Source organism: Paenibacillus cellulosilyticus (assembly GCF_003182255.1).
Lineage (GTDB): Bacteria > Bacillota > Bacilli > Paenibacillales > Paenibacillaceae > Paenibacillus_T > Paenibacillus_T cellulosilyticus.
The window spans coordinates 39762-64261 of sequence record NZ_QGTQ01000027.1 but is presented as its reverse complement, the minus strand read 5'-3'; the positions used below and the strand labels follow the sequence as shown (position 1 = coordinate 64261).

The following is a 24500-nucleotide window of genomic DNA, read 5'->3' as shown; positions in this document are numbered from 1 at the left end:
TATAGTCTGCCAATGAGAATAACAAAAAAGAGGGTAAGAATCCCTCCGATTAAAAAGATAACGCGTAATCTTATTCTTCTGATCATAGTATCACCTTAGTCTTTCGTTGCCAGGCCTGTCTCGTTGTCGCTTGGTTTCGTCACTTTGATCACATTATCTTCTTCAGCATCTGTTGGTTTATAGCCGAGTTTATCTTGCGAGAAATCAGCAATTCGCTTCGGATCCTTCAACGTCTCAACCTGCTTCTGTAAATCTTCAATATCAGCGTTCATTTTCGACTGTTCTTTCGTCAGCTGCATCACTTCGAATTTCATTTGATAGACTTCCGCGTAACGGTAAATAACAGCCCCCATCACAAGCACGACCGCAATGATCGTAACCATATAAAGAAGCTTCTCTTTCAATGGCAGCGTACGCTTCACCACTACGGTTCGTCTTGCTTCCTGGACAACCTGCTGCTGTTTCTGCGGTTTCTGCTGCTGCTGTACCTTCTGCTTGCGCTTCGGTTGCAATGCTAGGTTGCCATTTGTATAAGCCATGATGATCCCCCTCTCGATTATGCGCCGCGTGTGGAACGACTTGATTGAAATTTTATATGTGATGCTACTGGAAGTACGTTATAGTTTCTCTGCTACCCTCAGCTTCGCTGATCGCGCGCGTGGGTTTGCCTCCAGCTCGGCTTCGCTCGGTACGATTGGCTTGCGATTGACAAGCTGGAGTGTACCTTTGCCTCCGCAAACACATAGCGGGAAGTCTGGCGGACAGGTGCACTTCTCTAAATACTTAGCAAACGTCTGCTTGCAGATTCGGTCCTCCAGCGAGTGGAACGTAATAACAGAAGCACGTCCGCCTGGTTTCAAACAGCGAATCGCTTGCTCGAGCGCATCCTCTTCCGCTCCAAGCTCATCATTAACGGCAATTCGCAGCGCTTGGAACGTCCGTTTAGCTGGGTGGCCACCCGTTCTGCGGGCTGCAGCAGGAATACCTGCCTTAATCAGCTCAACAAGCTCGCCTGTCGTCTCGATTGGCGCATTCGCTCTTGCCGCGATAATTTCTCGGGCAATTTTACGAGCAAACTTCTCTTCGCCATATTCAAGCAGCACACGTGCGATATCACGCTCGTCCCACGTGTTGACGATATCGCCTGCTGTGAGAGCAATGCCGCGATCCATCCGCATATCAAGCGGCGCGTCATGATTGTAGCTAAAGCCGCGTTCCGCCTCGTCTAGCTGAGGACTTGATACCCCGAGATCGAACAAAATCCCGTCAACCTGTGGAATACCATCCTTCTCTGGCACACCGCACTCCCGCAAACACTGCTCGAGATAACGGAAATTGCTTTTGACCAACGTTACGCGGTCCATATAAGGTGCCAGTCTGACGCGTGCGTTATCATGCGCCCAATCATCCTGATCGAAGGCAATTAGCCTGCCTCCCTCACCTAGCTTAGCTGCGATGCCAGAGCTGTGACCCGCTCCACCGAGCGTACAGTCGACATAAATGCCATCCGGCTTGACGGCTAATCCTTCGATCGCCTCGTCCATGAGCACTGTTACATGTTGAAACACACGGTCAACCTCCCATTCCTGCTGTCGATTCTAGTTGTGTCTACCTATCAAAAGTTAATATCAAAATCAACCAGCTTCTCTGCGATTTCATTAAATGCTTGCTCAGATTGCTCATAATAGCCTGCCCAAGTCTCTTTGCTCCAAATCTCTACCCGGCTAGATACGCCGAGCACCATACATTCCTTATCCAGCTTGGCAAATTCGCACAAATGCTTCGGCAAATTTACCCTTCCCTGTTTATCCAACTCGCATTCGGTTGCACCGGAGAAGAAAAACCGAGTGAACGCACGCGCATCCGACTTCATTAGCGGCAGCGCCTTGAGCTTCTGCTCCAGAACGCCCCACTCGCTCATCGGGTAGATGAACAAGCAGTTATCAAGTCCGCGCGTTACGATAAAGGTATCGCCCAGCGCTTCACGGAATTTGGATGGGATGGTCAGACGGCCTTTGTCATCGATGCTATGCTGATGCTCGCCCATGAACACGTCTGCCCCACTCCTTCCCCTTTTTCCTCCACTACGCCCCACTTTTCTCCACTAAGTCACACTTATTCGCCACCTAAAATAAAAATCCTTCTACTTACCAATGATTATTAAAATAATTTCATGCTATAAATTAGTTCTAACATCCCCTCGAAAAGCCCGCCGTTATAGGATTCCCCCACTTTTTACACCCTCACAAACAAAAAAAGCGGCTGAACAGGTCTAAGACCTGCCCAACCACTTCCGAAGGAACGATCATCTACGATGACCTCCCCACTCTGCCCCACTTTCGGGGTCTCCCACTTCATCCCACTTCAAGCGGGGCCGCCCTAGTTAGCTCACATGAGCTTACTCGTGCGACGTCCAGCTTTCAAGATACGCCTTCTGCTCATCGCTCAGTGAATCGATGCCAATGCCCAGCGCTTCCAGCTTCAGACGTGCGACTTGCTCGTCGAGCTCATAAGGCACGTTCGCAACTTTGCGGCCAATCGCTTCGTACTGCTCATTCACATGGCGCAGTGCAACCGCTTGGAGCGCAAACGTCATATCCATAATTTCAGCTGGGTGCCCGTCGCCTGCAGCGAGGTTCACGAGACGGCCTTCTGCGAGCAGGTAGATGCTGCGTCCGTCCTTCAACTGATATTCTTCAATATTACGGCGTACCGTGCGAATATTGGACGAAAGCGCAGCGAGCTCCGGTTTATTCACTTCGATATCGAAATGTCCTGCATTGGACAAAATCGCGCCATTCTTCATGACTTCATAATGCTCGCCGCGGATAACGTCACGGTTACCCGTTACCGTTACGAAGATGTCGCCAGCTTTAGCAGCGTCCATCATCGACATCACAGCGAAACCATCCATATAAGCTTCGACTGCTTTGATTGCATCGATTTCCGTTACAATAACGTTCGCGCCGAGACCTTTAGCACGCATGGCTACACCTTTGCCGCACCAGCCGTAACCAACTACGACAACCGTCTTGCCTGCAACGACAAGGTTTGTCGTCCGGTTAATGCCGTCGAATACCGATTGGCCTGTGCCATAACGGTTGTCGAACAAGTGCTTGCAGTATGCATCATTAACCGCAACCATCGGGAATTGCAGTGCCCCTTGCTTTTCGAGTGCTTTCAGACGAATGATACCCGTCGTCGTTTCTTCTGCACCACCACGAATCGTCGACATCAGATCCTGACGCTCCGAGTGGAGAATCGTCACCAGGTCGCCACCGTCATCGATAATCAGGTCCGGCTTCGTCTCGAGCGCTTTGATCATCAACTCTTTGTATTCTTTTGGTTCCGGGTTATATTTCGCGAATACCGTCACTCCGTCCTCTACAAGCGCCGCGCACACATCGTCTTGTGTGGACAGTGGGTTGCTGCCCGTGATCGTCACTTCCGCGCCGCCTGCTTTTACAACTTTCGCGAGATAAGCTGTTTTCGCTTCAAGGTGAAGTGCGATCGTAACTTTCAGACCTTTGAAAGGCTGGTCTTTCTCAAATTGCTCGCGAATACGGTTCAGAACGGGCATATGGGCGCTAACCCAATCGATCTTCAAATGGCCTTCCGGCGCCAGCGACATATCCGCCACAATACTTGTTTGCTTCGCATCAATACTCATGTTCATCTCTACCTTTCACACTATGCTGATAAATTTATTTTACAAATAAATAACGCGATGTCCGCCCTGCGGATCATATGGCAGTTCCAACAGCTTCTGCAGCCAATCTAATCCGTATCGGTTCCAATAAGCTGTCATGTTCAGCGCACGCTCCTGCGGCTTGCCCGCTGGCCAAATCGCCAAGCCGATCCGTTCCCAGTGGCGAAGCGATGCATCGTGACTTTTGCGGAAAGCATCAGCTGTCTTCGATTCCAAGTAGCTGATCTGCTCAATAATTTTGCTCATATTCGTCTGGCCCAGCTTCTCAAGTCCAGCCTGCACCTCTGCGGCAAGCGCCACAAGCGGCGTGTACAGCTGCTCGAACTGCTCCTTCGCATGACCAAACTTCGCAGCAATGTCGAACCGGTCCTGCGAATCCAGCCAAGCTTGTTTCTTTTCCTCGAATCGAGTCACGATATCATCAAATGTCAATTCATACTTCAGCATATGCTTGGCAACCGTTCCCTCGACTAAGGTAAACGACATACGCGGTGCAAGGATAGGCATCTCCATATCAAAATGGCGGAACGCTTCACCAAGCTGCGCCCAATACGCGATCTCACCTGGTCCCAGTACGGCTGCCAGCACCGGAAGCACATAATCCTGCATAATCGGCCGCGTCAGCACGTTGTTGCTAAGCTGCTCCGGCTTCGACTCCGCCAAACCGAGCAGTTGCTCTTGGCTCCAGTTCGATTCGCCTTTGCGATCAGTAAATCCGCTGCCATCCTCACGTTTGTACAGCAGCACCCGCTCATCCTTCAATCCAATCGCGTCATTATCAGGACGGAACAGGAAAAGATTCGCACAGCCAGGCGTGTAGGCAGCCTGCGTAGGGTAGCCCAGCTCCTTCAATCGCGCAGAAGCCGTACTGTACGCATCCCCAAGCGAATCCTGCTCGCTGAGTATGCGACGGAACATCGGCGCTTCAACTGCTCGCAGAAGTTTATCATCCGCGTCCATCAACACAAGACCTTCGCTGCCAAACAGCAGCATAATATGATGTGCGAACGATTCGCTCAAGGTGCCGCTGCTTGCCGAGATTGACCGCAGTTTGTCCAAGAGACCTTCTTTGAACTCTGAACCTGGAAGTGTGGCAGCCAACTCTTCAATTGCCGCCTCCCATGTTTCCGAGGATACCGCCGTCCGGCTGACTGATGTACGTGGTCCATCTGGTCTTGCGATCGCTAGCTTACGCAGCCCCTGATCGGAAACCGCCATTACATGATTCGCTTCCTCCCAGTCATGATCTTCGCCAGCAATCCAGAAGACGGGCACAACAGTCCGGCCAAGAACGGATGAAGCGTGTTTGGCTGCAGTGAGCACCGTCACTGCTTTATGAATGACAAGCAGCGGTCCTGTCCATAATCCAGCCTGCTGCCCGCCGACGACAACAAGCGCCCCTTCACCAAGTGCATCAATATTCGATGCTACCTCAGCTGTCATGCCGAAGCGCGAGTTGTAAGCACGAAGCACACCTGCAATATCCGATGCCGTTGCACGCAAATGAGCCGAGCGGTCTAGATAGTCAGCACGTTTACGCCATGCTTCATCCGAAGAAGGATGGCCGCTATGAAATAGCTCGCCGAGGCGCCGATCCGATTGCTGCACATAGGCTTCACTCAGCGGCTGGGAAACCGGAAGCTCGTAAGTTTCAGTAGATGTCATATACCATTTCAACCTCGATCCGCATCATATTCAGCAGCCCACAAGGAACCGCATTTGTATCCATCAAATGGTGATAAATGTACGATGTCATAAGTGAACTTATTCATTGTACACAATGGAGCCTAATAGCGTCAAAGCTGATACATCCATATAGTTGAAAAAAAAAGCCTACCGGAGCATATGCCGGTTGGCTAACTAGTAAGTATCCTATTCTACATAGGAAGCAGCAGCACTTTGCCGATCCCGATAAACATAAACAGAACATACAATGCGCTCATGAACAAAAATCCAATTCGCCATACCGCACGAAATACTTTCTTCGAATCGACAGATCCTCGCTTCCGAAACTGCATATTGCCGATGAAGCCGCCTAGCAGCAGAAGCACTAGAATAATTAAGTAAACACCGAAGCTGCTTCCAAAAATACGGTCAAACAGTACAGCTACGCATCCAACCAGCAGGGCGGTTGTCACGTCCATGGCCAGCATGAATGCTTTCTTCTTATCATGAACGAATGCGCCGTATCCCCAATAAATAATGGCGAACGGTATGACTGGTATGACCGCAAGGAATGCATATATATGCCGAACGCTCTCCCATATCCACATACCAGCCGCCTCCTTCTAATGTACGGTATTGTTCATCGCCCGCACCAACTGCACCATCGACGCATTCAATGGCGCCTCCAGTCCGTACTGTGCTGCGATACGACAGATGCTGCCGTTAATCCAATCGATCTCAGTCTGTCGTCCTGCCTGGACATCCGCCAGCATAGACGATATATTCCCTGCCGTCCGCTCGCATACTTGCAGCACCTGCTGCCAACGATCCTCATCGCCGTGCATCCCTGCTGCCGCGAGCACCTGATGCGTCTCCTCATACAGTGCACGCATAAGCGCAGCACGACGAGCTTGCTTCGGCAGTTCACCATTACGAACGTCAAACAACGCTGTTAATGGGTTAATGACGGCATTCACGAGCAATTTCTGAAAAATACGATTATTCATCTCATTCGACAACTCTGCCGTAATTCCTGCTTTTGAAAACGCATCCAATAACATTTTATGTCTTATTTCTTGCTCAGACGGCTTCATTCGTTCGATCGGCTCGCCATTGCTCGCCGATTTTCGTCCCTCATTTGCAATCGCTTCGCCGATTGCAATCAGTCCAGTACCGGTATGCTCCACTGTTCTAGGACCATGACGAAGCGCCCCCTCCGTTGTAACAGCCGTCATCACATCGGCATGTGGCAGCGCTTCATACAGCTTCTCGGCATGTCCGATACCATTTTGCAAACCGATTACAATCGTGTCTTGTCCAGCTAGCAACGTAATCTGTTTGATGAGAGCATCCGTTAACTGGGTCTGCTTCACGGCTACGAGAACAACTCGATCCGGGTCATCGATTTGTCGGGCGCTTCGACTGCAATTTTTCAAAGGGAAGGCTTCCACATCTGCAATCGTAATCGTGCCTTCTCGTACCAACTCAATTCCGTCGTCCGCCAGCTTCTCCGCCTGCTCGACCGTTCGCGTCCAAATCGTAATAGGATGGCCTGCAAGAGCGAGTCTAGCGCCATACAGCAGTCCTATCGCGCCTCCACCTACAATATCAAATCTCATGTATGAAACACTTCCTTCAATTAATAAGTAATAACGAACATTTACCATTTCGATAGCCTGTACCCCCGTCCAACCTATTAGTAGGTCGATCTCTTTATTCCTAGGGGTAATGGCGTCGGAGCTGCCCTTTCTTGAATTTTAACGCAAAAACGCCCTCCGCATCTACTCATGCGAGGGCGTCTGCTTCAACTGAACCATTCGGTTATTCAATGCGCTCCAAATTGCCGTTCGCATCCATTTTGAACCGAGGCTTCAGTTCATCTTCTTCGTTCAATACTGCAAGTCTACGAGCACGGTCCATAATTTGAATCAACGTCTTATAGTCATCGTTAACGGTCCGATAATCCGTCTGTGCATTCGTGACTTCACTATTAAGTCGATGATTCTCTGCCCGCAGCTCGGATAGCTCTTCATCACGGTCGAGCAAATCCTTCTCCAGCAGCTTCACTTGGCGTTGAAGCTCTTGATAGGCGCCGCGCCATTGCCGCAAGAAGCGGATTATACCGTCTATCGTAATGCTTTCTTCCGAGATTACATCCTGCTTGAATGACTTGCTGTCCTCATCCACAATCGATAGGGACGAAACATGCGGAGCAGCGGTAACAGAAGACGACTGTTTCTTCAAATAATTACGTTTCTGCCTATGCTGCTTCGCGATCTGAATCGCATCCTCATACCGTTTACGAACACAACTGTTCCAACGGAATCCACACGCTGCTGAGGTTCTTCCGATCCGCTCTCCGACCTCTTCGAAGGCAGCAAGCTGTGTACTTCCTTCCCGAATATGCCGCAGCGTTACCTCCGCAAGAATAATATCGTCGTCAGGACTCCATGCATCTTGTCTGACTGCTGTCATGCTACCCAAACCTCCTAACGTTAAAGGCGCTTAGTTATCTCTATGCCCTTGGTAGATTTCATAGAATCTATCGGATACTAATTTATATATCCATTTTTTTATTAGCTCATACATGATTGTTCTCAATTGTGCGCAAACTATATGTGCAAGCTATCCAAACATTTCAAGGTGAAACGACGGTTGCCGCCCCTACATGACGGCTTAACGCGTTTCATTCCGGTGAATCCAAGCTTGCGTATAGGACATTTACCTATACTTTCTTGGATTCAAGGTGAAACGGCGGTTGCCGCTACTTAGCGGCTCTACGCGTTTCATTCCGGAGAATCCAAGCTTGCGTATAGGACAATTACCTATACTTTCTTGGATTTGAAAAAAGTTTCCGGTTTGTCACTGATTCCGGTTTACACTGCTTGTACGTAACGTTATAATGAGCAATAGAAAAAAAAGGTCGAATCGAAGAGAGGGGGATGGAGAATGGCACGCATGTTTCGCGTTCTTGGCTTTTGGTGTTTCGTCATTGGCTTGATGTCATTTGCAGGGGACATGACCGAAATGTCGCTCTTGTTCTTCATGCAAGCCGCCGCGTTCATCTTACTCGGCTATTTGAACTTCTCGGAACGTACATACATTCTAATGTTCTGGGGCTACATGGTATTCTCGTTTGTCGGTTTCAGCTATTGGACCGTATTTAAGATGGGTCTCCCATTCTAATACACTTCAAACGATTGATACCACAACGAAACAACCGGAATCAGACCGATTCCGGTTGTTTTTGTATGCGCTGTATTATGAATTCACCTTTGGTCAACACGAGTACTTTAAACGTCTCACTCATCCCGTCGGACAGCAGCAGCTGCCGAATAGCTCGATTACGCTTCGAGGTCTCACTAAATGGATCGCGATCCTGATGACTTCGCAGCAGATCCAAAATCCCTTGGTCCATTAGAAATTGCAGCTGCGTCGTCTCTTCAGCGACTTTCCAACCCGCTCGTTCTGCCGCTCTCCGGAGCGCTGTAAAATTCACGTGTGCCGTTATATCCTGCACCCCCGGTGAAACAAACGGATTATCATGTGCGAGATGTTGTTTATAGCACATCAATGTTCCCTGCATCCGATAGCTGGCACGATATTCTGCTGCGGAATGACCGTAGTCGATTAAGATCAGCATCCCGCTGTTTACGATTTCACCAATCATCTCCAACCATTGCTCTGCGACGAGGTTTATTTCCGTCTCTTGCCCTTCCAACATTGTAACGCCATCCGCTTCAATCGAATCTGCTATCGCTTTCGAAGATAACGGCATGTAAGACCAGCCGAATGAAATGTCTCTCGCCGTCTCCACATGACAGACACCAAGCTCAACCAGCTCTCCTTCACGCAAAACAACTCGATGTACGGGCATTGCATCGATTAGCTCATTTGCAAAGATGATGACATGTTGAGCAGCTCCAAATTTACGAACCGCTGCTGCTGCCTCCTCCGAGTTATAGAAGCTAATGGATCGTGTCCCCGCTCCTCGTTCATGCCCCAATAAACAATCCAATCGCTCCTTTGCAGCTTCCAGATGGCGTGGATGGTCATCAACAACACCGTAGTCAATGGTCTGAAGCCAATCCAGGGAATGATCACGCCACGTTTCAAGCATCTGACTAGTTATCGCTCCCGCTCCAGCCCCCCACTCTGCGATAAGACTAAAACCTCTATTCCCTTCAACTGCACCTTGTATATACCGTGCGAGCATTTGGCCCATAATGCCGCCAATTGCACCGCTCGTATAGAAGTCGCCTTGGCGTCCCGTTCGAATGCTTCCACTTCGATAATAACCCTCATGTTCATCGTACAAGCAGAGTTCCATGTATCGGCTGAATGGGATCGCTTTACATACCGCCCCTTCCCTTGTCTCTGCAGGTACGCCTTCCTGCTCAATAATCGCAGCAATCCGGCTGCTCAATCTATGGATTAACTTGTCCATTAAGCTGCCACCCCTTATCCTGAATCTCAAATAAGAACCCTATCGGGGAATACATAGAATGAACAACCGCATTTCGAGGTAGGTTGATCGCCACCAACAACCATTTATTGTTCCTGCATCCTCACTCAGAAACTATAAAATTATTACGTGATGAGATATTATAGGAGAGATGCCCGCATACAGTAATGCTAGGCTTGACTACATTTGCTAACGCTAAGGAGGGAACCTGCATGATCGCCTGGATTCGGCGTTCGAGTATAGCTGCGCTTGTGGCGGCTCTCCTCTTATTCGAGACGGTCGGCAATGCCTCCGCACTAACTCCCGATGATGTAGAGATTCAACAGCTGCTAGAGAAAAGCCTCTCTGTAGTCGAAATCGACAAAGAAATAACGCGAGTACAGCAAGAACAAACGAAGCAAAAGGCCGTCCTTACAGCTACCCAGACTCGTATCGATGACCAGGAGAAGAAGCTAGCTGAGCAGCGCGAAGAAACAGGCAAGGTGCTGCGCTCCTACTATATGGGCGAACGGGACTGGCTGCTGCGTGTGCTTCTGTCCTTCCACTCGTTGAAAGATTGGCTGACGCTGCTGGATTACATCGACATTATTTTCTCACGGGATCGAACATTGATGACGCAATATACCGAGCAAGCAAGGTCGCTGCGGCATGAATATGAGGAGCAGTCGGAGCAGCAGCGCAAACTGCAGCAAGTAGAAGAGGACCTATTGAAGCAGCGCGACCGAGTCGCTCAACTGCAGAAGGAAATGAACATAACGCTTGAGGGTAGGTCGGATGCAGAAAAGCTCAGACTGCTGATGGAACAGCTCAACACGTATTGGAACAATGTCGGCATTCGCGAGGTTCGCACCTATTTCAAGGCATTGTCCGATGCGATGGATCACCTGCCTGAATGGGCGCAGAACAATAAGGACTACCTGGAAATTAACGGATTCAACTACAAGCTGCGAATACCAGAAGATGCACTTAATGACTTCCTCCGTGAGCAAAACGAGCTGTTCAACGTGTTTGCCTTTCAATTCAAAGACGGACAAGTCATCGCAAGCGGATCACGTGATGGGATATCCATTGAAGTAGCCGGTACATATACCGTCGAATCTGAGCCAAAGAACCATATTCAATTCCATATCAACTCGCTCAAATTCAACAATATTCCGCTGCCTGATACAACGAGACAAGAGCTGGAGGAAACATTCGACCTAAGCTTCTATCCGCAGCAAGTTCTTAAATTCCTAACCGCAAAGAAGGTCGAAATCAACGATGGCGAGCTGGTCATCACACTTGCCGTTCAATTCTAGTCCTTATATCCATTGTTACTTATCATGTAAAGCTGTCATTCCATCGCTCCGCCAGTTCAGCCAGCCATTCGTCGGAACGGCTGAGATCATTCCAAACTCGCTTCCAATTCGCCAGTCGAATCGGCCACTGCGGGTCAGGCGTCTGGCTGGACGTTGCATCCAGCTGCTTCAGCCAGACGAAATCCGCCATTTGATTCATACCGATATCAAAAATGGTTTGTTCGCGTGTCGCATACAACGGCTTGAGGGATGGCAGCAGTCGGTACCGCTCATATGCTGCCTGCTGCTCATCGCTTCCCGCCATCTGCTTCAGCCATAACGTCACAGCTTCATCCTTTGCACGGCTGTGCGAGAAAACAACGAAGCTTCGCCCACCGAACCAACCGTTCGGATAGCTTGTCGCGAGCTTGGAACGCCTCTCCAGCGTCAAGGCTTGCAGGTCAGACCATGGCATGACCGCTGATAGTAGTTCCCCTGCTGCTAACTTCTCCGCTTTATCCCCCCCGCTTGACCGGATCACTGTGAAAGCTGACCCTTGTCCTTCTGCAAGAAACGTAAGCCGTTCCTTTAATTCCGACTCGAATGGTTGAAGCAGCTCCGTTCGTTCCTTGGAAGGGAATGAATCCATCCAGACGAGCAATTCTCGGGCTTCCGACGGGTCGAATTGTACGATCGGAACTTCCGAATTAACAGCTCCTACCTTAGCGGCGAGATCAGCTAAAGAACTCCAGTCTGACGGAACCACTCCTCCTGTCAACTGATTCAACAACGGCCTGCTCCACACGACAACCTGTGGATCGGCATCCTTCGGCATCCCCCACCAATAATTGTTCCAATTGAGCGGCTCGAGCAGACCGCCCAGCCACTCTCCCGGCATCGTAGCAACCAGCGAATCGAGCGGCTTCAAATAGCCGAGCACTGCAAATTCCTTCACCCATCCATTATCCATTAGCGCAATATCCGGACCTGTACCAAGCTGTGCATCGCTCTTCAAGCTGTCGTACGCCAGATCAGGACTCACATTGCGCAGCTCAACCGTAATGTTCGGATTGGCCTCCATAAATCGACTAGTTGCTTCAAGCATATCATCAAACTCATTTTCACGAATGGAAACGCTTACGATTATGTGCTGCAAATCATCCCCTGATTGGCCTGCAGGCATCGGTGTGACCGTCTCTCCACCCTTGGTCGATGGCGAAGAACTTCCATTCGGCAGGTTAACCAGCGATAGGAACACGACAATAACAGCCGCTAATGAACCTGTCAGCAGCAGGAGCGTAGATTTACGATGCACCACAGCACATTTTCCTTCCTTTCCAAATACAGGTATAGTTCTTTCTATCATATCAAACGAGTCGTTCCGTTGTCTCCCTCTTCTTTATGACTTCTTTCCTACAATACTCGTCGTAAAATAAAAAACGGACGCAGCCGCGTCCGTTTTGAATTCATGTATGCTGCTCTCACAGCAAATCGGCTGCCAGCTGTGCCAGCTTCGACCGTTCGCCTTTCTCCAGTGTAATGTGGCCGCTGGAGCTCTCGCCTTTAAAACGCTCTACAATGTGCGTCAGGCCGTTGCTAATAGAATCCAGATACGGATGGTCGATCTGCTCCGGATCGCCCATGAGGACGATTTTGCTGCCTTCACCGACGCGCGAGACGATTGTCTTCACCTCGTGCTTCGTCAAGTTCTGCGCTTCGTCAATAATAATGAACTGCCCTGGAATTGATCGGCCGCGAATATAGGTGAGCGCCTCTACCTGGATGCTGCCGAGTCCCATTAATATTTTATCAATATCGCCGCTTTTCTTCGTATCGAATAAGTATTCCAGGTTATCATAGATCGGCTGCATCCACGGACGCAGCTTCTCCTCCTTCTCCCCTGGCAAATATCCGATATCTTTGCCCATTGGCACGACTGGCCGAGCGATAAGCAGCTTCTTGTACTTATGTTCGTCTTCAACTTTCAGCAGGCCGGCTGCGAGCGCCAGCAGCGTCTTGCCGGTACCAGCCTTGCCTGTCAATGTTACGAGCGGGATGTCATCATTGAGCAGAAGCTCCAATGCCATTCGCTGCTGTGCATTGCGCGCTGTAATTCCCCAAACCGCATCATTACTTAGATAAAGCGGCTCCAGCCTCACCCCATCCTGACTCACCTTAAGCAGTGCTGATTTGGACGTTCCCATTTCATCCCGCAGGATGACGAACTCATTCGGATACAATTTCATGGACAGCTGCAGACTCTTCAAGGACAGAAACCGGTACGTATAGAACTCATCAATGACGGATGGATGTACATGGAGGGTAGAATAGCCAGCGTAAAGGTCGGTAGCAGACACCGTGCGATCGGACAAATAATCCTGCGCTTCCAAGCCAAGCACGTCAGCCTTGATTCGAACAAGCACGTCCTTGCTTACGAGCACGGTCCGTGTGTTCGATCCTTTCTCCCGCTCCTCCATATCATAATTTAGCGCCACTGCGAGAATCCGGTTGTCATTGGTCATTTCGCCGAACATTTCTTGAACGCGGACGAAGCTTCGATGGTTCAGCTCCACCTTCAGCAATCCGCCATTCCTCAGCACAATGCCCTCGTGCAAGTGTCCCTGCTCCCGCATCCCATCCAGGAGTCTAGAGACCGAACGTGCGTTACGGCCGAGCTCATCGGCCAGCCGCTTTTTGGAGTCGATTTCCTCGAGTACTATCGCCGGTATGATGACCTCATTGTCGTCGAATGCGAAGATGGCTTGCGGATCGTGGAGCAGCACATTCGTATCGAGCACGAAAATTTTTTTCATCGCGGACCCTCCTGGCGCCGAAATCGATCTGGTGACGAAAGGCATACATAACCATATTCAGCTTCGGGCAAACTATGCAGCGACGACAAAAGTGATTTGTGAAAGGTCTGGTAGCGATATGCGCACACTTCAGGGTTGCCTTGCGTCCGCGGCCGTGCTGTGCCTGCTAACTGCAGGCTGCGGCACCGTGGCGCGCAATGAGACATCACCCTCTCCTCAGAATAATTCGAATGTAAGGGCACAGCAGACAGAACCAAGAGCCAAAGCAATCACCGATAGCAAATCTGTTGCAGCTCATCTTGAAGCGTTAGCGAAAGGCATACACGGTGTGAAAAATGCACATTGTGTCATTGTAGGAAACCTCGCCGTCGTCGGTATCGATGTCGACTCGAAGCTGGAGCGTTCACGCATCGGAACGATCAAATACTCCGTAGCTGAAGCATTCCGCAAAGATCCTTACGGTGTCAACGCCATCGTGACCGCAGATATGGACTTATCGGAGCGGTTGAAGGAGATTGGAGCGGACATTCGAAATGGACGTCCGATCCAAGGCTTCTCAGAGGAGATGGCGGACATCATTGGAAGGATCGTTCCACAGATGCCGCGCGATACGATACCGAAAGATGAACATACCGAGCAGAGCATGAACAAACAAGCACCGAAGATTAATAAAAATTTGTGAACTCGAATGAAAAAAGTACACAAAAAGCCTAGCGATAATCGCTAGGCTTTGTTTATGACAGAAGACCATACTTGTCCTTCCATCGTATTCACTTTCGGTACAAGGCGGTATGCAGCTGCTAATGGATCGCCAATCAGGGTTATCTTCACAACCTCGAATCTTGCTCGGATCAGTTCGGTCATCGGCATGACCTCCTTGGCAATGGCGTCTACTGCGTATCCCCATTATAACACAGCTTATACGCTTCGTACTACTACTGATCGGACAATTGGGCTCTCAGCGCTTGACGGGTATCCGCTAGGCTTTGCTCGTCCGCATGAACATACGGACTAATCCATTTGCCTTCAAGCGGCATAAATTCGACGTCTGAACGTGTCAGACCGAAATAAGTGAACATCAGCTGCTTAATTTCCGATTCCGGAATATCCGTCCGCATGTTGCCGCCTACTGCCTCGATGACCGAGCCAAGTTTCGTTGCGCCGCCGAGTGACTTCAGGCGATCGACAATCTCACCAAGAACTTCACCTTGACGGCGATTGCGGTCGAAATCGCTCGACATGTTCTTGCCATCATTCGATTTACGGTATCGAACAAAGTCAAGTGCTTGTTCCCCGTTAAGCTCTTGGAGGCCTTTCTTCAGGTTGATGTTCGTACCGTCTGCATTATCGACATAACGCATGTCCATATCGACGTCGACCTCAACACCACCCAATGCATCAACGACATCCGCGAAGCCTTGGAAGTTTATGATCGATGCATACTTGATGTCGATACCGAAGTAACGGCCAAACATCGTCTTCATCTTATCAAGCGCCTGAAGCTTTGCTTCTTCTTTATCATCCGTGGTCTTCAGTGCCTCATGATAGAAATTTGCATAATAGCTGTTTGCCTTGTGCTGGGCGTAACCTGATTGTTCAATCTTCGTGTCACGAGGGACGGTTACGACAGTCACTTTCTTCGTCTCCGGATTCATTGCCGCGACCATAATGACGTCTGTATTCATCGTTCCGGTTTTCTCACGCGAATCAAGCCCGAGCAGCAGGACGGCAGTCGGCTTCACCTTAACCGACTCCTCCGCTGGAACCTCGACATTCTTGGTTGGCAGCGAGATGACGCCGATAGCCTTATCTGCTTTGAAGAATAGATCGACAACAAACCATCCAATCAACAATACAGCCGCGAGAACCAGCATCCCGATAATCCTGCCCCATCGGACACGTTTCTTCGGCTTTACTGCCTTGCTTGTCTTATACGTCTGCTTCTGGTTGCCTCCATTGGACATCCTTTTGCCCGAGCGGGGCGGCAGCGGCGTATTCGAATCCATCGTAATCACCTTCTGTCCATGTGTCATTCATGATTGACAGCGATCATTATAGACATCATTCACCAGCTGGTCTGCCGCCTCACGATCGAAGAAAAACAGCTTCGTGCCGCCTTCCTCCTTCTCGATGCGCACATACACCATCGTCGCATCCTCGGAAGTTACACGGACTCGATTAATTCCGTGATCCTCCCGAAGCACTTGCAGGAAAAAATCTCGTGTATCAAGCGCGGCCTCATCGTCGGGCCGCGCCTGCGCCACACGTTCGATTTGCAGCCAATTGAAGAGAGCATCCTCCAGCTTCATCTGACCTCATCGCTCCTCGCCTATTACAGGCTAATGGTTACTGGCTAGAATCTGTCTTAACGTCTCCGTTGCGCTTGCTGCGCAGCTTGTCGTACAGCTGCCGTCCACGAAGCATCATCATCATGAGAATCGCCACTGCCATGCATTGAATGATTGGCAGCTTATCGACCTGAAGAATGTACAGAACGAACGCTCCAATCGCCATGACGAGGTGTGCAAGAACTTCCTTGAGGATCGGCAGTCGCTTGACTCGAAACACCGCATTGAAGATGTAAATGATGCACGCCAATATTAAGACGTACGTAACGAGCGGATGGTTGCTAAACCATTCTTGCATCGTACAAATCCTCCTTCAACGTCGTTCACAGCGTTACGCGTTGGCTTGCGCCATTTTGCGGTGCTTCTCCGCACGCTCGCGCTCGCTTTTGTTCAGGATCTTCTTACGAAGACGAACCGATTTCGGTGTGATTTCGCAATATTCGTCATCGTTGAGGTACTCCAGCGCTGCCTCGAGAGAGAACAGGATTGGCGTTTTCAGCTTAACCGTATCTTCCTTCGTAGCCGAACGAACGTTCGTCAGCGCTTTTTCTTTACAAATATTAACGATAATGTCGTTGTCGCGGTTGTGCTCGCCAACGATCATGCCTTCGTATACTTCCGTACCTGGCTCAAGGAACAGCATACCGCGATCCTCAACGCCCAGCATGCCATAGAACGTCGACGTGCCGTTCTCGCTCGATACGAGTACGCCTTGGTGACGTCCGCCAACATTAGAAGCGATAACTGGACCAAAGCTGTCGAATGCATGGTTCATAATGCCATAGCCGCGCGTCATCGTCAGGAAGTTCGTACGATAGCCGATCAGACCACGAGCTGGCATGATGAATTCAAGGCGAACTTGGCCTGTACCGTTGTTAATCATGTTCACCATCTCGGCTTTACGCGTTCCGAGACTTTCCATTACTGCGCCCATGCTCTCTTCTGGTACGTCGATGAGCAGTCGCTCGTACGGCTCGCATTTCACGCCGTCCACTTCTTTAACGATAACTTCAGGCTTAGACACTTGCATCTCAAAACCTTCACGACGCATGTTCTCGATCAGAATACCGAGGTGCAGCTCACCGCGACCAGCAACGATGAATGCGTCCGGGCTGTCCGTATCCTCAACGCGCAGCGCAACGTCCGTCTCCAGCTCTTTGTACAGACGTTCGCGAAGCTTACGGGATGTTACCCATTTACCTTCGCGGCCTGCGAATGGGCTGTTGTTCACGAGGAACGTCATTTGCAGCGTCGGCTCATCGATCGTCAGGACAGGCAGCGCTTCTGGATTCGCTGGATCAGCGAGCGTTTCGCCGATATTAATATCTTTAATACCAGCGATTGCAACGATGTCACCTGCGCCAGCTTCTTCAACCTCGATACGTTTCAGTCCGTGGAAGCCAAACAGCTTCTCGATGCGAGCTTGCTTAATGCCGCCTTCACGCGTCATAACAGCAATGGCTTGACCTTGCTTTACTACACCGCGGTTAACGCGGCCAACGGCGATACGACCCAGGTATTCGTTATAATCAAGCAGCGTAACGAGGAATTGCAGCGGCTCCTCTACACTTTCGGTAGGCGATGGGATTTTCTCCACAATCGTATCGTACAGGGCGCGCATGTTCTCTTCTTGCTTCTCTACTTCCGGCTCCAAGCTCGACGTGCCCATAAGTCCCGAAGCGTATACGACTGGGAAGTCAAGCTGCTCGTCCGAAGCGCCAAGCTCGATGAACAGATCGAGCACTTCGTCGATTACTTCTGCAGGACGAGCGTTCGGGCGGTCGATTTTGTTAACAACTACGATTGGTGTCAGGTTCGATTCGAGCGCTTTGCGGAGCACGAATTTCGTCTGTGGCATACAGCCCTCGAAGGAGTCAACAACGAGACATACGCCGTCAACCATTTTCATAATACGTTCTACTTCGCCGCCGAAGTCGGCGTGGCCTGGCGTATCGACGATGTTGATCAGATACTCTTTGTAATTGATCGCCGTATTTTTCGCCAAAATCGTAATACCGCGCTCCCGCTCGATATCGTTCGAGTCCATCGCGCGCTCTTGTACCGCTTCATGGTCACGGAACGTACCAGATTGCTGAAGCAGCTTGTCTACGAGCGTTGTCTTGCCGTGGTCAACGTGTGCAATAATCGCGATGTTGCGGATGTTCTGTCTTTCTTTCATGATCTTAATCCACTCCAATTTGTCTATGTTCTATATTATTACCGGGTGCGAATGCAGGGGGCGGGCACTACCAACGTGACTTGCGGCCGCGCCCTACCGTCAGCCACAAGCCTGCTCCAATCAGTACAAGCCCGATGACATAGATGCTCCAGCTTGTAATGAGGATGAAACCAAACGCAACGACCGTCACAGCCCCCAAGCCAACGGCTAGCTGCAGTGCAAGGCGAGGCTTAAATGGTTCGAAGGCGTAATATTCATACAATCCCGCTGCCGGGCCAAACAGTACCAACGGCCACAAGTGTTGAAAAAACGACCACCCGAACACACTGCAGAACAGAAATAACAGTCCGTAGACTGAAAGCGTCCCTGCTGGCACAAGCGCGACTGTTGGAAGCATTCTCCCGAAGTAAAGCACGTGCAGCAGAATGCCTGCGATGAGCAGTACGACTGGCCACAGTATACTGCCGATAAAGCTGAAAAAGCCTGCTTTGCCAAGCAGAATGACAAGCCCTGCTCCAAGCAGAGCGATACCTGCATAATGCTGTTTAGACAACATGATTCCCCCCGATCGTTCCGGTTACAATCGGTATCTGTATCGCCGCCAATCTCTTTCGACGAAAGACGACACGATCCCGTCACTTCTCGCAACCTCTAGTGTAATAGAACTGAGCATAAAAAACCAGTGTAAACCACAGGTTGATTGTAAAAAGAAAATGTCGGCTCATCCGCTCCGCAGAGTCAGATGCAGCCGACACGATCTTTATGCCCGATTAATGCGTACGAAGTTTAGGCCTGCCAATGAGTCCTATAATGATAACCAGTGGGATGCAGAACAACGGAACAGCCTCATGCAAAGTTGACGTGCTGTGAAACAACTTATTTAATCCTGGATCGCTTACCAGCATTTCACCAGCCGCGTAGCCGAGCAGCGCAGCCCCAACATACACCAGTGGAGGAAACTTTCGAAGCAGCGCCCCTACAAAATGGCTGCCCCATATGATGATCGGAATGCTGGCAACAATACCGAGAATGAGCAGCACCGGTTCGCCATCAGCAATCGCCGCAATTGCGAGCACATTGTCCAAGCTCATAATAAAATCGGCCGCGACGATCGTACGGATTGCCGTTATAAGCGAGACCGAGCGTTTACGGCCGCCATTGCCCAGCATGTCCGCCTCATCGCCATTAAACGCGTCACGGAACAGCTTTACGGCAATCATGCCAAGCAGTAGTGCGCCTGTCGCCTGCAGGTATGGAATTTGAAGCAGCGCGACCGCCGCAACCGTCAATATACAGCGAAGCAGTACAGCTGCAGCGCTCCCCCACCATACGGCTTTTTTCCGCTGGGCATTAGGCAGCCCATTGCTCGCCATCGCGATGACGACGGCATTATCGCCGCTAAGCAGCATATTAATGAGGACGATCTGCATAAATACGAGTAGGCTATCCAACATGTACACACTCCTTAAAGCAATTTGCTAACTACATTGAGATACTACCTGCGAGCAAATTGCTCACTACGAAAGCATACGCTTAGCAATTTGCTAACATCCTTGTGATACTGCCTGCAAGCAAATTGCTTGCTTCGAAAGCATACGCTTAGCAATTTGCTAACTTCTTCGACACCACTGCCTGCAAGCAAATTGCTTGCTTCGAAAGCATACGCTTAGCAATTTGCTAACTTCCTTGAGAAAGCATCCGCTTAATCAGAGGTATGTCCAAGCCTGTACAAATATGTTCACAATTTTGGTTGAAACGTATGTCTTCATTCGTCCGTAAGGAGAAATAGTTGAACGCATGAGGAGGGCTTATTGAAATGGAGCTGGAAATTTTATCGTGGGCGTTTGCTGCTGCTCTGCTGCAAATTGTGTTCATCGACCTGGTGTTAGCAGGTGATAACGCAATCGTCATTGGCATGGCCGCTCGGAATTTGCCTGCAGCACAACAGCGCAAGGCAGTCATCGGGGGAACGATCGGCGCGGTCGTCATTCGTGCAGTCGCTACGCTGCTCGTTGTCCATTTGTTAGAAATTCCTTGGCTGCTAGTCGTTGGGGGCATCCTGCTCTTATTCATCGCTTATAAGCTGCTGGTGCAGGAAGAGGACCACGATAATATCAAAGCCGGAAGCACGCTCTGGCAGTCGATTCGGACCATTATTATCGCAGATGCCGCAATGGGGCTGGATAACGTTATCGCAGTAGCAGGTGCGGCACACGGCAACGACTTGCTCGTTATTCTCGGACTCCTCATCAGCATTCCGATCGTCGTATGGGGAAGCACTTTGTTTATCCGTCTCATTAATCGATTCCCATGGATTGTATACGTCGGCTCCGGCGTACTCGCTTATACCGCGGCTAAGATGATTACCCATGAAGAGAAACTCAAATCTTTCTTCGATCAAAGCGCGTGGATTTTTTGGGGCTTTATTGCATTGTGTATCTTATTGGTTGTCGTTGCAGGTATGGCAACAAACAACTTCAAACGCAGACGGAAGCAGCGTACGAGTAAGCAAGCCGTTATAAGCAACAGGGACTCCGCTTAGGAGTCCCTGTTTTATCATTATTGTAAAGGTTAATTTAGAACCAGCGGTCTTCTGCTGTTTCTGCTGCCTTTTTCTCGGCCTCATCCTGCTTCAAAACGACAGTTACCGTATTCTTAACGGCGAGAGCGATCATCTCATCAAGGTTGTCGATCGTCGCTTCCGCTTTCTCGACCGATTCTAGATTCGGATTCGTCGTTGGCGACTTCGGTACGAACAAGGTACAGCAATCCTCATAAGGCAAAATGCTCGTCTCATACGTGCCGATCTGCTCCGCGATTCGAATGATATCGACTTTGTCCATCATAACGAGCGGCCGCAGAAGCGGCAGATCTGTAGCTCGTCCGATAACGTTCATGCTGCCGAGCGTCTGGCTGGCGACTTGACCAAGGCTGTCGCCCGTCACGATCGCATGGGCACTTTCGCGCTCTGCAATCATTTCTGTAATGCGAAGCATTGCGCGCCGCATCAACGTAATGATAAGCCGTTCCTGGCCAGCTTGAGCAAAGCTCGTCTGAATATCGGTGAACGGCACGAGATGCAGCTTGAACTTGCCATTCGTATAATGAAGCAGCCGCTTCGAGAGCGTGACAACTTTCTCCTTCGCTTGCTCGCTTGTAAACGGATAGGAGTGGAAATGAACAGCTTCGAGCGTCAAACCCTTCCGCATGCCAAGCCATCCGGCTACGGGGCTGTCAATGCCGCCAGAAAGCAGCAGCAGCGCTTTGCCGTTCGCACCGTAAGGGAAACCACCTGCTCCTTGCTCGACGTCACAGTACACATATGCCGCGCCCTGTTGGATATCCACACGAAGCTCCACGTCGGGATTACGAATATCTACCTTCAGCTCCGGTGTTTCACGCAGGACATGCGAAGCAACCTGATGGTTCATTTCCATCGAATTATGGGGGAATTGCTTCCAGCCGCGTTTAACCGTTACTTTGAATGTGCTCTTCGGTCCTTTATTCGCTCTGAATACAGCCAATGCAGTATCACGAATCGCATCCAGTTCCGCTTCCGCCTTCTTAACCGGACTGAATGAGACAAGGCCGAATACGTCACGCAGCGCAGCTGCTACCTCCTCGTATGGATGCTCATTAAGCATCACATACAGTCTGCCGTACGTATGCTGTACGACTACCCGCTCAAATGGACGCAATGCTTTGCGTACATGATCCGCGAGCACTTGCTCGAACCGATGACGGTTTTTCCCCTTCACCGTAATTTCACTGCCTAGACGCAGTAATACCATATCATAAGCAGAGTGATGTTGATCTTCGTTCAAAGATCCTGATCTCATTGTTGACGACAATTAAATTCTCCTCTCCATTGGCTTCAAATCAGCTACTGTACGCCCAATGGCATCTGCAAGCTGCTCCACATCACTTGCCGTATGCTCGTCCCCAAAGCTGATTCTGATCCCGCTGGCCGCACGTCTTGCATCACCCGACATCGCCAAAATAACACGCGATGGTTTGTCATCCTTGGAGGAGCAAGCCGATTTGGTCGAGACGACAAATCCTAGCTTCTCCAGCGCATGAACCATTACCTCCGGTTTCATCCCAGGGTAGCTGAAATGAACGATATGTGGAGCCGAGTGGCGTGAGTCCTTGCTGCTGTTCACGATTAACTCCGGTATTTGAGATAGCCGATCAATTAATTGATTGCGAAGCAAGGTCCATTGCTTGTTATGGTTCTCTGCCGCTTCCATCGCCATTCGGAACGCCTTTGCTGATGCAACGATTGCCGGAGTGTTCGACGTGCCTGCACGCAGCGCACGCTCCTGTTCACCGCCAGTGAGCAACGGCGCAATAGATAGCCCGCTTCGAATGTATACAATGCCAACCCCTTTTGGTCCTCGCACCTTGTGAGCCGAACCCGACAGAAGATCGATGCCCCAGCTTGTCAATTCAATTGGCAGCTTGCCAATACTTTGTACAGCATCCACGTGGAACAGTGTTTTCGGATACTCCTTCAGCAATCGGCCAATCTCAGCAATCGGTTGAATAGCACCGTTCTCGTTATTCACATGCATGATGCTCACGAGAATCGTCTCATCCGTTAGCGCCGCTTTCAGCGCCTCGATTGACACAACCCCCCGCTCATCCACCGGCAAATACGTAACGTTATAGCCGTCCTGCTCTAATTGCTGGAACGTTTCGTACACGGAGGCATGCTCCACCATCGTCGTAATCAAATGCTTCCCGCGGCTTGCAAACTGTTTGGCCACACCTCGAATTGCGAGGTTATTGCTCTCCGTTCCTCCCGACGTGAATACCCATTCCTCTGGCTTCGTCTTGAATAGCTTCGCGATAAGCCCTCTCGAACGCTCAATCAACTGACCAGCTTCGGCACCAGCCTGATGAATGGAAGATGGATTCGCATAATGAATGCGCATCACTTCCGCGAGCGTCTGAATGACTTCTTCGCGTGGCGGCGTTGAAGCACAGTGATCGAAATAATGCATGGCAATGCCTCCTTAGGGGCTCCGCCCCTATAACCCCGTTGTTTTCTTTATAAAGTTCTACAATCTAAAATTTCTACCCACCTAAATCCTCCCTGCTAGGGAGGACCCCATGGGACTCCCGTTCCCTGGACCCCGGAAGGAAAAACGTGGGATGAGCAGAGGTGCGGTCGCATACTTAGGTGGCGGGACTCGCGTGCCCTTATGGGCACAGCTTACTTATTGTGTTGTAAATAAAGGAAGAAAAGATACTTATAAATCAAGAAAGGCTCCTCACGGAGCCTTCCGACGAATTGAAAATATTAGTGTAAGAAAGTTCGTCTTTTTACGACTTAGCAGCCAGCACTTTTGCTACGTAACGTTGGGTCTCGACTGGGAGCGATGACGCCATCGCTTGGAGCTGCTCGTTCGTTGAGATCTGTAAACGGTCTACGCGTCCTGGGCCAGCGTTGTAAGCAGCGAGTGCCACTGCTTCATTGCCGTTATATTTGTCCAGCAGTGAGGCCAGATACTTCGTGCCTCCTTCTATATTTTGCGCTGGATCAAATGAATTGTTTACGCCAAGACTTCTTGCCGTGCCGTCCATAAGCTGCATTAAGCCCTTCGCCCCAGCAGAAGAAACGGCGTTCGAGTTGAAGGACGACTCTGTTTGGATAACCGCACGTATGAGTGATGGATCGATGCCATACTTCGCTGCAGCTTCATTAATGTATGTATCATACTCCGTCGAGGAAGCCGTAGCGCCCGACTGTTGTTGAAGCGAAGCGTACATCAAATCATCAAGACCTGCAATTGGCGGTACGATATTGTCACCGAGTCCAAGTGATGCGAGCGATGTATACGTCGACAAGTCCGAAGTATCAATGCTTGCTCCTGACATATATTGCGACAGTAATGTGTCAAATATTGTAGAATCACCGTCGCCTGTTACGGCAGTGAAAGGCGATGCTGCATAATCGCCGCTTGTTTGACTCGTCCATTGCATCTTCAGCAGGGTCGCCATAGTACGTGGATCGATACTCATATGATCTCTCCCGATGT

Annotated in this window: 25 protein-coding genes; 4 read left to right on the top strand and 21 right to left on the bottom strand. The window is 50.2% G+C overall.

Annotated features, from left to right (window positions below; genetic code table 11):
* Window positions 1-95 precede the first annotated feature (95 nt).
* The 8 genes from ftsL to DFQ01_RS24150 all read right to left on the bottom strand — a co-directional run bounded on the left by ftsL (window position 96) and on the right by DFQ01_RS24150 (window position 7849).
* The gene (ftsL, locus tag DFQ01_RS24185) at window positions 96-539 is read right to left on the bottom strand and encodes a cell division protein FtsL (protein ID WP_110046475.1); all 444 of its coding nucleotides are present in this window, start codon (window positions 537-539) and stop codon (window positions 96-98) included.
* A gap of 78 nt (window positions 540-617) precedes the next feature.
* Window positions 618-1568 carry a 16S rRNA (cytosine(1402)-N(4))-methyltransferase RsmH gene (rsmH, locus tag DFQ01_RS24180; RefSeq protein ID WP_110046474.1) on the bottom strand — a complete coding sequence of 317 codons (951 nt, stop codon included), beginning with the start codon at window positions 1566-1568 and terminating at the stop codon, window positions 618-620.
* A 47-nt stretch (window positions 1569-1615) separates the two neighbouring features.
* Entirely contained in the window at window positions 1616-2053 is a 438-nt protein-coding gene (gene mraZ, locus DFQ01_RS24175; RefSeq protein WP_110046473.1) for a division/cell wall cluster transcriptional repressor MraZ, read from the bottom strand.
* A gap of 345 nt (window positions 2054-2398) precedes the next feature.
* Window positions 2399-3670, bottom strand: coding sequence for an adenosylhomocysteinase (locus DFQ01_RS24170; protein WP_110046472.1), 1272 nt, complete (start codon window positions 3668-3670; stop codon window positions 2399-2401).
* Between the two features lie 39 nt (window positions 3671-3709).
* Window positions 3710-5374 (bottom strand): bacillithiol biosynthesis cysteine-adding enzyme BshC, encoded by a 1665-nt coding sequence (bshC, locus tag DFQ01_RS24165; RefSeq protein WP_110046471.1) that lies wholly within the window; start codon window positions 5372-5374, stop codon window positions 3710-3712.
* Between the two features lie 212 nt (window positions 5375-5586).
* On the bottom strand, window positions 5587-5982 hold the full coding sequence (locus DFQ01_RS24160) for a DUF3397 domain-containing protein (RefSeq protein ID WP_110046470.1): 396 nt from the start codon (window positions 5980-5982) through the stop codon (window positions 5587-5589).
* Window positions 5983-5997: 15 nt separating this feature from the next.
* A complete protein-coding gene (locus tag DFQ01_RS24155; protein ID WP_174812432.1) occupies window positions 5998-6993 on the bottom strand; it encodes a ketopantoate reductase family protein in 996 nt (331 codons plus the stop codon).
* A gap of 202 nt (window positions 6994-7195) precedes the next feature.
* Window positions 7196-7849 (bottom strand): RsfA family transcriptional regulator, encoded by a 654-nt coding sequence (locus DFQ01_RS24150; RefSeq protein ID WP_110046468.1) that lies wholly within the window; start codon window positions 7847-7849, stop codon window positions 7196-7198.
* Between the two features lie 474 nt (window positions 7850-8323).
* Here DFQ01_RS24150 and DFQ01_RS24145 point away from each other — a divergent pair, with 474 nt between their 5' ends.
* On the top strand, window positions 8324-8560 hold the full coding sequence (locus tag DFQ01_RS24145) for a DUF2626 family protein (protein ID WP_110046467.1): 237 nt from the start codon (window positions 8324-8326) through the stop codon (window positions 8558-8560).
* 40 nt (window positions 8561-8600) lie between these two features.
* Here the strand turns inward: DFQ01_RS24145 and DFQ01_RS24140 are convergent, their stop codons facing one another.
* Window positions 8601-9821: a class I SAM-dependent methyltransferase gene (locus tag DFQ01_RS24140; protein ID WP_110046466.1), complete on the bottom strand. Its 1221-nt coding sequence runs from the start codon at window positions 9819-9821 to the stop codon at window positions 8601-8603.
* Window positions 9822-10051: 230 nt separating this feature from the next.
* On the opposite strand from DFQ01_RS24140, the gene DFQ01_RS24135 reads away from it, so the two are divergent.
* Window positions 10052-11137, top strand: a complete 1086-nt coding sequence (locus DFQ01_RS24135; RefSeq protein WP_110046465.1) for a coiled-coil domain-containing protein — start codon at window positions 10052-10054, stop codon at window positions 11135-11137.
* A 22-nt stretch (window positions 11138-11159) separates the two neighbouring features.
* Here the strand turns inward: DFQ01_RS24135 and DFQ01_RS24130 are convergent, their stop codons facing one another.
* Together DFQ01_RS24130 and DFQ01_RS24125 are read right to left on the bottom strand one after the other, a co-directional pair.
* Window positions 11160-12434, bottom strand: a complete 1275-nt coding sequence (locus DFQ01_RS24130) for an ABC transporter substrate-binding protein (RefSeq protein ID WP_174812433.1) — start codon at window positions 12432-12434, stop codon at window positions 11160-11162.
* Window positions 12435-12597: 163 nt separating this feature from the next.
* On the bottom strand, window positions 12598-13929 hold the full coding sequence (locus DFQ01_RS24125; RefSeq protein WP_110046463.1) for a PhoH family protein: 1332 nt from the start codon (window positions 13927-13929) through the stop codon (window positions 12598-12600).
* Window positions 13930-14047: 118 nt separating this feature from the next.
* Here DFQ01_RS24125 and DFQ01_RS24120 point away from each other — a divergent pair, with 118 nt between their 5' ends.
* The gene (locus DFQ01_RS24120) at window positions 14048-14611 is read left to right on the top strand and encodes a YhcN/YlaJ family sporulation lipoprotein (protein ID WP_110046462.1); all 564 of its coding nucleotides are present in this window, start codon (window positions 14048-14050) and stop codon (window positions 14609-14611) included.
* A 41-nt stretch (window positions 14612-14652) separates the two neighbouring features.
* Here the strand turns inward: DFQ01_RS24120 and DFQ01_RS31240 are convergent, their stop codons facing one another.
* The 7 genes from DFQ01_RS31240 to DFQ01_RS24090 all read right to left on the bottom strand — a co-directional run bounded on the left by DFQ01_RS31240 (window position 14653) and on the right by DFQ01_RS24090 (window position 19910).
* Window positions 14653-14793 carry a hypothetical protein gene (locus DFQ01_RS31240; RefSeq protein ID WP_174812434.1) on the bottom strand — a complete coding sequence of 47 codons (141 nt, stop codon included), beginning with the start codon at window positions 14791-14793 and terminating at the stop codon, window positions 14653-14655.
* Window positions 14794-14864: 71 nt separating this feature from the next.
* Window positions 14865-15935: an LCP family protein gene (locus DFQ01_RS24115; RefSeq protein WP_110046461.1), complete on the bottom strand. Its 1071-nt coding sequence runs from the start codon at window positions 15933-15935 to the stop codon at window positions 14865-14867.
* A gap of 27 nt (window positions 15936-15962) precedes the next feature.
* Complete coding sequence (locus tag DFQ01_RS24110; RefSeq protein ID WP_110046460.1) at window positions 15963-16238, bottom strand: hypothetical protein; 276 nt, start codon at window positions 16236-16238, stop codon at window positions 15963-15965.
* A 37-nt stretch (window positions 16239-16275) separates the two neighbouring features.
* On the bottom strand, window positions 16276-16575 hold the full coding sequence (locus tag DFQ01_RS24105) for a YlaH-like family protein (RefSeq protein WP_110046459.1): 300 nt from the start codon (window positions 16573-16575) through the stop codon (window positions 16276-16278).
* A 33-nt stretch (window positions 16576-16608) separates the two neighbouring features.
* Window positions 16609-18456, bottom strand: a complete 1848-nt coding sequence (gene typA, locus DFQ01_RS24100; protein WP_110046458.1) for a translational GTPase TypA — start codon at window positions 18454-18456, stop codon at window positions 16609-16611.
* 67 nt (window positions 18457-18523) lie between these two features.
* A complete protein-coding gene (locus DFQ01_RS24095) occupies window positions 18524-19012 on the bottom strand; it encodes a hypothetical protein (protein WP_245946858.1) in 489 nt (162 codons plus the stop codon).
* A gap of 214 nt (window positions 19013-19226) precedes the next feature.
* On the bottom strand, window positions 19227-19910 hold the full coding sequence (locus tag DFQ01_RS24090; RefSeq protein ID WP_174812435.1) for a TerC family protein: 684 nt from the start codon (window positions 19908-19910) through the stop codon (window positions 19227-19229).
* A gap of 362 nt (window positions 19911-20272) precedes the next feature.
* On the opposite strand from DFQ01_RS24090, the gene DFQ01_RS24085 reads away from it, so the two are divergent.
* Window positions 20273-20998 carry a TerC family protein gene (locus DFQ01_RS24085; protein WP_110046456.1) on the top strand — a complete coding sequence of 242 codons (726 nt, stop codon included), beginning with the start codon at window positions 20273-20275 and terminating at the stop codon, window positions 20996-20998.
* A 34-nt stretch (window positions 20999-21032) separates the two neighbouring features.
* Here DFQ01_RS24085 and thiI read toward each other — a convergent pair whose 3' ends face one another.
* The 3 genes from thiI to DFQ01_RS31975 all read right to left on the bottom strand — a co-directional run bounded on the left by thiI (window position 21033) and on the right by DFQ01_RS31975 (window position 24483).
* Complete coding sequence (gene thiI / locus DFQ01_RS24080; RefSeq protein WP_245946860.1) at window positions 21033-22247, bottom strand: tRNA uracil 4-sulfurtransferase ThiI; 1215 nt, start codon at window positions 22245-22247, stop codon at window positions 21033-21035.
* A 60-nt stretch (window positions 22248-22307) separates the two neighbouring features.
* Window positions 22308-23462 (bottom strand): cysteine desulfurase family protein, encoded by a 1155-nt coding sequence (locus tag DFQ01_RS24075; protein WP_110046455.1) that lies wholly within the window; start codon window positions 23460-23462, stop codon window positions 22308-22310.
* Between the two features lie 322 nt (window positions 23463-23784).
* A complete protein-coding gene (locus tag DFQ01_RS31975; RefSeq protein WP_110046454.1) occupies window positions 23785-24483 on the bottom strand; it encodes a lytic transglycosylase domain-containing protein in 699 nt (232 codons plus the stop codon).
* Window positions 24484-24500 lie beyond the last annotated feature (17 nt).

What these genes read in the sequence shown, in the direction of transcription:
- DFQ01_RS24105 (WP_110046459.1), bottom strand. Translation starts at nt 16,575, where the DNA reads ATGCAAGAATGGTTTAGCAACCATCCGCTCGTTACGTACGTCTTAATA.
- bshC (WP_110046471.1), bottom strand. Translation starts at nt 5,374, where the DNA reads ATGACATCTACTGAAACTTACGAGCTTCCGGTTTCCCAGCCGCTGAGT.
- DFQ01_RS24145 (WP_110046467.1), top strand. Translation starts at nt 8,324, where the DNA reads ATGGCACGCATGTTTCGCGTTCTTGGCTTTTGGTGTTTCGTCATTGGC.
- DFQ01_RS24140 (WP_110046466.1), bottom strand. Translation starts at nt 9,821, where the DNA reads ATGGACAAGTTAATCCATAGATTGAGCAGCCGGATTGCTGCGATTATT.
- thiI (WP_245946860.1), bottom strand. Translation starts at nt 22,247, where the DNA reads ATGGTATTACTGCGTCTAGGCAGTGAAATTACGGTGAAGGGGAAAAAC.
- DFQ01_RS24075 (WP_110046455.1), bottom strand. Translation starts at nt 23,462, where the DNA reads ATGCATTATTTCGATCACTGTGCTTCAACGCCGCCACGCGAAGAAGTC.
- DFQ01_RS31975 (WP_110046454.1), bottom strand. Translation starts at nt 24,483, where the DNA reads ATGAGTATCGATCCACGTACTATGGCGACCCTGCTGAAGATGCAATGG.
- DFQ01_RS24150 (WP_110046468.1), bottom strand. Translation starts at nt 7,849, where the DNA reads ATGACAGCAGTCAGACAAGATGCATGGAGTCCTGACGACGATATTATT.
- DFQ01_RS24125 (WP_110046463.1), bottom strand. Translation starts at nt 13,929, where the DNA reads ATGAAAAAAATTTTCGTGCTCGATACGAATGTGCTGCTCCACGATCCG.
- DFQ01_RS24095 (WP_245946858.1), bottom strand. Translation starts at nt 19,012, where the DNA reads ATGTTGTCTAAACAGCATTATGCAGGTATCGCTCTGCTTGGAGCAGGG.
- DFQ01_RS24170 (WP_110046472.1), bottom strand. Translation starts at nt 3,670, where the DNA reads ATGAGTATTGATGCGAAGCAAACAAGTATTGTGGCGGATATGTCGCTG.
- DFQ01_RS24135 (WP_110046465.1), top strand. Translation starts at nt 10,052, where the DNA reads ATGATCGCCTGGATTCGGCGTTCGAGTATAGCTGCGCTTGTGGCGGCT.
- DFQ01_RS24160 (WP_110046470.1), bottom strand. Translation starts at nt 5,982, where the DNA reads ATGTGGATATGGGAGAGCGTTCGGCATATATATGCATTCCTTGCGGTC.
- DFQ01_RS24155 (WP_174812432.1), bottom strand. Translation starts at nt 6,993, where the DNA reads ATGAGATTTGATATTGTAGGTGGAGGCGCGATAGGACTGCTGTATGGC.
- typA (WP_110046458.1), bottom strand. Translation starts at nt 18,456, where the DNA reads ATGAAAGAAAGACAGAACATCCGCAACATCGCGATTATTGCACACGTT.
- DFQ01_RS24085 (WP_110046456.1), top strand. Translation starts at nt 20,273, where the DNA reads ATGGAGCTGGAAATTTTATCGTGGGCGTTTGCTGCTGCTCTGCTGCAA.
- DFQ01_RS24120 (WP_110046462.1), top strand. Translation starts at nt 14,048, where the DNA reads ATGCGCACACTTCAGGGTTGCCTTGCGTCCGCGGCCGTGCTGTGCCTG.
- DFQ01_RS31240 (WP_174812434.1), bottom strand. Translation starts at nt 14,793, where the DNA reads ATGACCGAACTGATCCGAGCAAGATTCGAGGTTGTGAAGATAACCCTG.
- DFQ01_RS24115 (WP_110046461.1), bottom strand. Translation starts at nt 15,935, where the DNA reads ATGGATTCGAATACGCCGCTGCCGCCCCGCTCGGGCAAAAGGATGTCC.
- DFQ01_RS24090 (WP_174812435.1), bottom strand. Translation starts at nt 19,910, where the DNA reads ATGTTGGATAGCCTACTCGTATTTATGCAGATCGTCCTCATTAATATG.
- ftsL (WP_110046475.1), bottom strand. Translation starts at nt 539, where the DNA reads ATGGCTTATACAAATGGCAACCTAGCATTGCAACCGAAGCGCAAGCAG.
- DFQ01_RS24110 (WP_110046460.1), bottom strand. Translation starts at nt 16,238, where the DNA reads ATGAAGCTGGAGGATGCTCTCTTCAATTGGCTGCAAATCGAACGTGTG.